The 6,417-nt window shown below is 70.0% G+C and carries 5 protein-coding genes and 2 pseudogenes; 3 read left to right on the plus strand and 4 right to left on the minus strand.

Annotated elements, in window-relative coordinates; translation table 11 throughout:
* Positions 1-115 precede the first annotated feature (115 nt).
* Together ACWDA7_RS49235 and ACWDA7_RS49240 are read right to left on the minus strand one after the other, a co-directional pair.
* A pseudogene (locus tag ACWDA7_RS49235) lies at positions 116-1,411 on the minus strand (DUF3427 domain-containing protein); the annotation flags it as partial.
* Positions 1,412-1,497: 86 nt separating this feature from the next.
* Positions 1,498-2,514, minus strand: coding sequence for a hypothetical protein (locus ACWDA7_RS49240; RefSeq protein WP_450614285.1), 1,017 nt, complete (start codon positions 2,512-2,514; stop codon positions 1,498-1,500).
* A 224-nt stretch (positions 2,515-2,738) separates the two neighbouring features.
* On the opposite strand from ACWDA7_RS49240, the gene ACWDA7_RS49245 reads away from it, so the two are divergent.
* Positions 2,739-3,518, plus strand: a complete 780-nt coding sequence (locus tag ACWDA7_RS49245; RefSeq protein ID WP_450614286.1) for a class E sortase — start codon at positions 2,739-2,741, stop codon at positions 3,516-3,518.
* 3 nt (positions 3,519-3,521) lie between these two features.
* On the opposite strand, the gene ACWDA7_RS49250 is transcribed toward ACWDA7_RS49245, so the two are convergent.
* Positions 3,522-4,922, minus strand: a complete 1,401-nt coding sequence (locus tag ACWDA7_RS49250) for an MFS transporter (RefSeq protein WP_450614288.1) — start codon at positions 4,920-4,922, stop codon at positions 3,522-3,524.
* A 190-nt stretch (positions 4,923-5,112) separates the two neighbouring features.
* Here ACWDA7_RS49250 and ACWDA7_RS49255 point away from each other — a divergent pair, with 190 nt between their 5' ends.
* Both ACWDA7_RS49255 and ACWDA7_RS49260 read left to right on the plus strand, forming a co-directional pair.
* Positions 5,113-5,649: a winged helix-turn-helix transcriptional regulator gene (locus tag ACWDA7_RS49255; RefSeq protein ID WP_450614290.1), complete on the plus strand. Its 537-nt coding sequence runs from the start codon at positions 5,113-5,115 to the stop codon at positions 5,647-5,649.
* A gap of 41 nt (positions 5,650-5,690) precedes the next feature.
* Complete coding sequence (locus ACWDA7_RS49260; RefSeq protein WP_450614292.1) at positions 5,691-6,011, plus strand: DUF6412 domain-containing protein; 321 nt, start codon at positions 5,691-5,693, stop codon at positions 6,009-6,011.
* Between the two features lie 45 nt (positions 6,012-6,056).
* On the opposite strand, the pseudogene ACWDA7_RS49265 reads toward ACWDA7_RS49260, so the two are convergent.
* Positions 6,057-6,417: pseudogene (locus tag ACWDA7_RS49265) on the minus strand (IS200/IS605 family accessory protein TnpB-related protein); the annotation flags it as partial.

Consider the following 6,417-nt stretch of genomic DNA (forward strand, 5'->3'; position numbering starts at 1 on the left):
CAAGAGGAAAGCGACGTCAGACGCGGGCGGCACCCGCGACCGATTTTCGCGCCGTCACCACGGCGCGGGCAACGCGCCACATGGACTTGAGTGAGGAGCCGGCGCTCGAAGCGGTTCAGCCGGCCGCGATGGCGGAGTACGCCCAAACATCCGCCGGAATCTCGTGCTTAAGCCGCCAGGTAACGGCCATCGGCTTGCTCCCCTTGTGCTCGACGTACTGAGCGGGGCCGAGCAGCATCCACGGCTGGGCCCCTCCGATGTCGGTGTTCTTGTATCGGCGTACGAAGAGCAGGACATGGCTGCCTTCAGCGACGTGACGCTGGTAGCGGAGCCCGGTGGGGGAGGTGTTCGACGTCTGGTTCTGGGACTCCCAGTGGAAGAGGGTCTCGCTCAGGGCGTAGTCGTGGTAACGCGTCTGCGGGGAGAAGTCCTTCTCATCCTTTTCCAAGGTGATGAGCAGAGCGTCGGTCCTCATGGACTCGCACCATTTCACGCCCTCACGGAAGTCACCCGGCATGAAGCCGCCGATGAACGACTGGCCGAGGACCGGGAGGATCTCTTCACGGCTGTATGAGGCGTGCACGGTGAGGGGGACGCCGCTGGAGTCGCCGATCCCCAGGAGAGGGATCGGGACATGTTCGGTGTGGGCGAGGTTGTACTCCAGCACTTGCCTCAGCTCGCTGCGTACGGCGTGCTGATTGCGGAGTGTGGCGAAGCCTTCGTCATAGTCCGCGAAGCCTTTGCGGGTGACGCCGCCCAAGGGCCACAGCTGGAAGAACAGCATGCGCGCGTAGGCCTGTTGCCGCTCGTTGAGGGCACTGTAGGGCGGGGCGTCGTCCTCCAGCAGTCGTGTATACGCGGCAACACGCAGCGGGTCATCGACGTGGAGGAAGGCGGACACCCGCTTGAGGAGGGCCGCTTCGCCTTCTGGAGCCTCCCCCTTCAGCAGACCCGCGCGCCGGAGCAGTCCGGTCCAGGAGTTGCCGTTGCCTCGGTAGAGCTCTTTGAGCTCCCGCCCGCTCTCGTATAGGTAGCGACTGAGCTTTGGTTCTGCGTAGTCGGCTACCTCGCGCGCAAGTGCCGTGACATTGACCCCGATCTGCTCCTTGATATTCGCGATGATCGTTCTCTTGGCCTTCTCCTCCAGGATGATCTGGCAACCGGAGGGGAGCTGTGGGAAGTCATGCTCGATGCTGTCCAGCAGGCGTTTACGCGTCAGGTTGGTGAGGGCCCTGAACTGGTTCTCGAAGCGGAACTCCTTGCGGTGCTGGCCGATGAAGTCCAGCACCGTCAGGACGGCCTTGTTCTCGCTGCGGCGAAGCCCGCGGCCGAGTTGCTGAAGGAACACCGTGGCGCTGGAGGTGGGACGTAGCAGCAGAAGTGTGTCCACATCCGGCACGTCGAGGCCTTGGACGATGCAGCCGTTGTACCAGGAGGCAATGACAGGGGTGGTGGTGCGCTTCTTGTCTCCCCAGGTGACCGCTGCTGGCAGCCCCGTCAGCCGACCTCTCCGTGGCACTCCTCGTAAACCTGTTCCGTTCCGCACCAGCACACGCTGCCCCGCTCCGGCGGCCAAGCCACAGCTCGTCCCCGGGCCGCCAGTGTCGTCGCGTACTGGGGCAGGAGCGCCACATCCGCCGGTGACGCGCCCTCCGACGCCGCGAACGCCTCGTACGACGGGACCGTGCCCGTCACGATGCCCAGGTTCGGTGTGCCGGAGGCGGCCAGTTCTCTCAGGGAGCCCTCTATGGTCGCCAGGTGCTCCTCGCGAGAGGGGTACTCCACGGTCAGCGTCGGGTACGCCGACACCAGCTCCGTCAGTTCGGCCGTCGGCCAGTGCAGGACCGCCACCGGGAACGGGCGGGACAGCGCCTCCCGGTACGCGCCCAGCTCTGCCCGCAGGCGGCTGATCTCGGCCTCCAGTTCCGCCGGGTTGTCCGAGCCCAGTGACCAGATCCGCTTCGGGTCGTGCAGCTCGTCCAGGGAGACCGTGGAGGAGTGCAGGGTGTCCGCCAGCCTGTCCCACTCGTCGTGCGCCGCGCCCAGCATGCGGCGGACCCGGTGGCGGCCGTACAGGAGCGGGTGCGTGGACTGCGGTGGCTCCGCGTGGTCACCGAGCAGGAGCGTCAGCCCCTCGGTGAACGTCGCCTCCGCGGCCTCCAGTTCGTCGTGCGTCTCCAGGGACTCAGCGACGATCAGCCAGGGCGCCGGCTGCCCGGGGGAGGCCATGCGCACTCCGTCGATGATCGCCCGGGCCTCGGCCTCGTGGTCGTACTCCCACAGGTTCGACGCCTTCAGTGCTCGTACGAGGTGTGGGTTCTCCAGCGGCTCGGACGATGACAGCAGCCGGTCGTACAGCGCGGTGGCACCCGGGCGGTCGTCGGCCAGTTCCCGGTGGGCCGCGGACTGCAGCAGCAGGTGTTCCGCGTCCTCGGGATACAGGCCGGCAGCCCGCTCCAGGCGTGCTGCTTCGGCGTTGTGGTCGACGTTCTCGGCAGGCGTGTCGGGGCGCATGGGGGACACCGTACTGCCGCCGACCGACAAAGGAGAGAGATTCGCAGGCCAGGGGTTGCGGAGGAATCGGTGAGTCGTTCGGCCGGGTGCCCCAGGTGTGTGGCGGTCCGTGACGATCGGATACCGCCGATGCGTTGCGCAGGGTGTTCGTCGGTGGGACGGGCGCGCGTCAATCGCTGCACGCTCATGGCCACTTGAAGCCGCACCCCTTATCGTCCGGCCCCATGCGCACCTCCGTCGTCCACCACGCCCTCCGGCGGCGCCGTGCCCGGCGCCTGCGGGCTCTGTGGACGGGTGGTGAGTTGCTGGTCACCGTCGGCGTCGTGCTTCTGCTGCTCGTGGTGCATCAGCTGTGGTGGACCAACCGGGAGGCGCGGCAGGGAGCCGAGCGCAAGGTGCAGGCGCTGGAGCGGGAGTGGGGCGCGCCGGAGGCCTCCTCGTCGGCCGGTGGCTCCGTGAGTGCGCCTACGGCCGGCAGTACCGGCGCCACGAGCGGATTCAGAGCCCGGAAGCAAGGGCGGACGGCCGTCAGTGGGCCCGTTCGTCCCGGCCCCTCTCAGGCCTACGCCGTCCTCATCATCCCGCGGCTCTCCCTGCGCGCCCCCGTCGCCGAGGGCGTCAACAAGGCCGACGTGCTCAACAAGGGCTATGTCGGTCACTACCCGGGCACCGCACAGCCGGGCCAGGCGGGCAACTTCGCGCTCGCCGGGCACCGCAACACCCATGGCGAACCCTTCCGCTACCTCAACCGTCTGCGCCGCGGGGACACCGTCACCGTCGAGACCAGGTCCGCCACGTACACGTACGTCGTCGGCCAGGTGCTTCCCCGGACCTCTCCGGTGGACGGTGGCGTCATCGCTCCGGTGCCGCGCAGCCGTGTCGATCCGTCCTATGGGTACGACCGTCCCGGGTACTACCTCACCCTGACCACCTGCACGCCCGAGTTCACCTCCCGGTACCGGCTGGTGGTGTGGGGCGTGCTCGCCTCCGCACGCCCCCGGTAGTCCCTACGCCCGCTCCCGCAGTGCCAGCACGGCGAGCGCACCCACCGCCGCCAGAACCGCCGAGACGACCGCGGCGACGTTCGCGCCGTGGGCGAGCGAGCCGCCACCGGTGGTCACCAGGGCGATCGTGAGGGCCACGCCCGCGCACGAGCCGATGTAGCGGAACGTCTGCTGGGCGCCCGAGCCCATCGCCGCCCGCTCGGTGGGCACCGATTCCACGGCGACCAGCGGGAGCGCGGCGTTGAGCAGGCCGCTGCCGATGCCGCCGATCACCAGGCCCGGCAGGACGCGGACCCAGGAACCCGAGCCGACCGCACCGAGCATGGTCAGGACGCCCACCGCGTGCAGTGCGAAGCCGATGGCCAGTTGGTGGCGCGACGAGACGCGGCCGGCCAGGCGCTTCGCCTGGAGCGCGACCAGGAAGGACAGGCCGGACCAGAGCAGGAACAGCCATGCCGTGTCGATCGGCGAGAGGCCCATCGTCCGCTGGAGCAGTGCCGGCAGGAAGGTGAACAGGCCCAGCACCGCCAGGCCCGTGAACAGACCGCCCGCCGCCGAGCCGAGGAAGCGGGGGCGCCGCAGCAGGGAGAGGTCGATCATCGGCGTCCGGGTGCGGTTTTCCACCAGGGCGAAGACCGCGAGAAGGACCACGGTCGCGGCGAACAGCAGGGCCACCGGCGTCCGCAGCCAGCCGTCGCGGCCCAGCGTCAGCGCGGCCACGAGGGAGACCAGGGCGAGGCTGAAGACCAGGGCGCCGAGCATGTCCGGGCGGCCGCCGCGCGGTGCGCGGGACTCCGTGAGGGCGCGTGCGGACAGGGCCGCCACGATCAGCGTCACGGCCGCCAGGACTCCGTACGTCGACCGCCAGTTGGGCATCGCTCCGGCGATCACCGGGCCCACCGCGATGCCGCCGCTCACGAAGGCGCCCCAGACACCGGTCGCGTGCAGCCGGCCCCGTGCCGACGGGAAGGCGTGGACGAGCAGGCCGAGGCTGCTGGCGAGGATCGCGGCGCTCGCCGCGCCCTGCGCGATACGGGCCACGGTGAAGATCCAGGTGTTGGTCGCGAAGGCGCCGAGCACGGTGGTGAGACCGAGGGCGACCGTGCCTGCCACGAAGATCCGGCGGCGGCCGTAGTCGTCGGCGAGGCTGCCGGCCACCAGGAGGAGCGCGGCCAGACCCAGCGGGGTGCCGTTGAGCAGCCAGGCCTGCGCGGAGACTGAGGTGTGCAGGGCAGCGGCGGTGGCGGGGAGCGCGACGGCCGGCGCGGTGTAGGTCATGAGCGCCACGGCGGTGGCCGCGCTCGTCAGTGCGAGGGTGGCGGTCGCCCGTGGTGTCTCGCCGGCCGCGGGAGCGGCCGCGCGCTCTGCGGCGGCGGTCGTGGACGTGCGTTCCAGCTGTGGCATGGCCTGCCCTTCCGGGGCGGGTCGGTTCAGGGGTTCGGACCGACGGTGTTCAGCGACAGAGCTTGGTTCGGTCATTGAACCTTGCCTGTGGCTGACCCTAGCAGGTCTCGGTTCGGTCATTGAACCAAGCTTCCGAAAAGTCGATTCGGTCAATGAACTAACTGGTCGGAATCTGGGTACAGTGGGGTGCATGGCTCTGGGTAAGGACTACGCGACGCAAGAGTGCTCGATCGCTCGGGCGCTGGAGGTCGTGGGCGAGCGCTGGACACTGCTGGTGGTGCGCGACGCGTTCTACGGCGTGCGCCGCTACAACGACTTCCTCGTCCACCTCGGCGTGCCGCGTGCCGTACTCGCGGCCCGCCTGCAGACCCTGACCGCCCAGGGCATCCTCGAGAAGCGCCGCTACCAGGAGTCGCCGCCGCGCGACGAGTACGTCCTCACCGACCGCGGCATCGCCCTGTGGCCCATCCTGCGCTCGCTCGGACTCTGGGGTCGCGACCAGTTCTGCGAGAAGCCCCTGCTCGTCTACCGGCACGCGGCCTGCGGCACGGAGCTCGGACCGTACGGCGAATGTCCCGTCTGCGAAACCGTGGTGCCCGTCCCGGACGTCGAAATGGTGCCGGGACCCGGGGTCGACCGGGCCCCGGCCGATCCGGTCAGCCGAGCGCTCCTCAGGCCGAAGAGGCTGCTGGAGCCGCTGGAGACCGAGGCGCTGCAACGGCAGTAGGCCACGTCACAAGGGCGGTCGGCGGAGGGGAGGGGCGGTCGATGGTCCGGATGTGGGCAAGTCTGCGCCCCGCCATCGCGCTGCTGATCCTGCTCCTCGAGGTCGCCGTCCTCGACACCGGCAGCCTGCCCGCCGCCGCCGCCGCCGTCGCCTTCGCCGCGACCGCCGCGGTCGGCACCGTCCTCGCCGCGTGCGCGCTGATCGCCGCGCGCAGCGCGCCCGCCGTGCCGCCGACCCGGGTGCGCACGGCCATCCGCGACCGCGAGCACCGTACGGCGTTCCTGCCGCAACGGGACCCCGACGCCCCGGGACGCAGGCGACCGCGGGCACCGGGGCGTGCCCTCCCGGCGACCGTCGCGTAGGGAACGCACTCGTTCGTTCCGTACGGTGCACACGTGTGACCGTTCCTAAATACTGAGCGGGAGTGAGTCCTGTTTCCAGGGCCGCTGTTGCTCAGCCGCGTGCTCCGAACGGTGTTGGGCACGCTGGTCGCCCGCTTTCGCTCCGCACCCGGGCGGCACGGATCTCGTCCGTGATCCGGGAAGGCGGGGGCGGGGTCCCTCACGCCGTCGGGTCTCCGGTCCGGCCTGGACGGTCCGATGCCCCTGCTCATCGCTCCGGTGAGCGGGGGGCGGTGCCGTCCGTCGCCGGATCGGGTGCCCGAGGGCGCGTTGCCCGATCGCGATGCACGCTGCATCGTGCCGGGAAACTGTGCGGTTGCTACTGGTCAAGGGCTGCTGCCAGTGCTGGGCGCCCCACCGGGAGGTG

The organism is Streptomyces sp. NPDC001156 (assembly GCF_053598275.1).

What these genes read in the sequence shown, in the direction of transcription:
- ACWDA7_RS49240 (WP_450614285.1), bottom strand. Translation starts at nt 2,514, where the DNA reads ATGCGCCCCGACACGCCTGCCGAGAACGTCGACCACAACGCCGAAGCA.
- ACWDA7_RS49245 (WP_450614286.1), top strand. Translation starts at nt 2,739, where the DNA reads ATGCGCACCTCCGTCGTCCACCACGCCCTCCGGCGGCGCCGTGCCCGG.
- ACWDA7_RS49250 (WP_450614288.1), bottom strand. Translation starts at nt 4,922, where the DNA reads ATGCCACAGCTGGAACGCACGTCCACGACCGCCGCCGCAGAGCGCGCG.
- ACWDA7_RS49255 (WP_450614290.1), top strand. Translation starts at nt 5,113, where the DNA reads ATGGCTCTGGGTAAGGACTACGCGACGCAAGAGTGCTCGATCGCTCGG.
- ACWDA7_RS49260 (WP_450614292.1), top strand. Translation starts at nt 5,691, where the DNA reads ATGGTCCGGATGTGGGCAAGTCTGCGCCCCGCCATCGCGCTGCTGATC.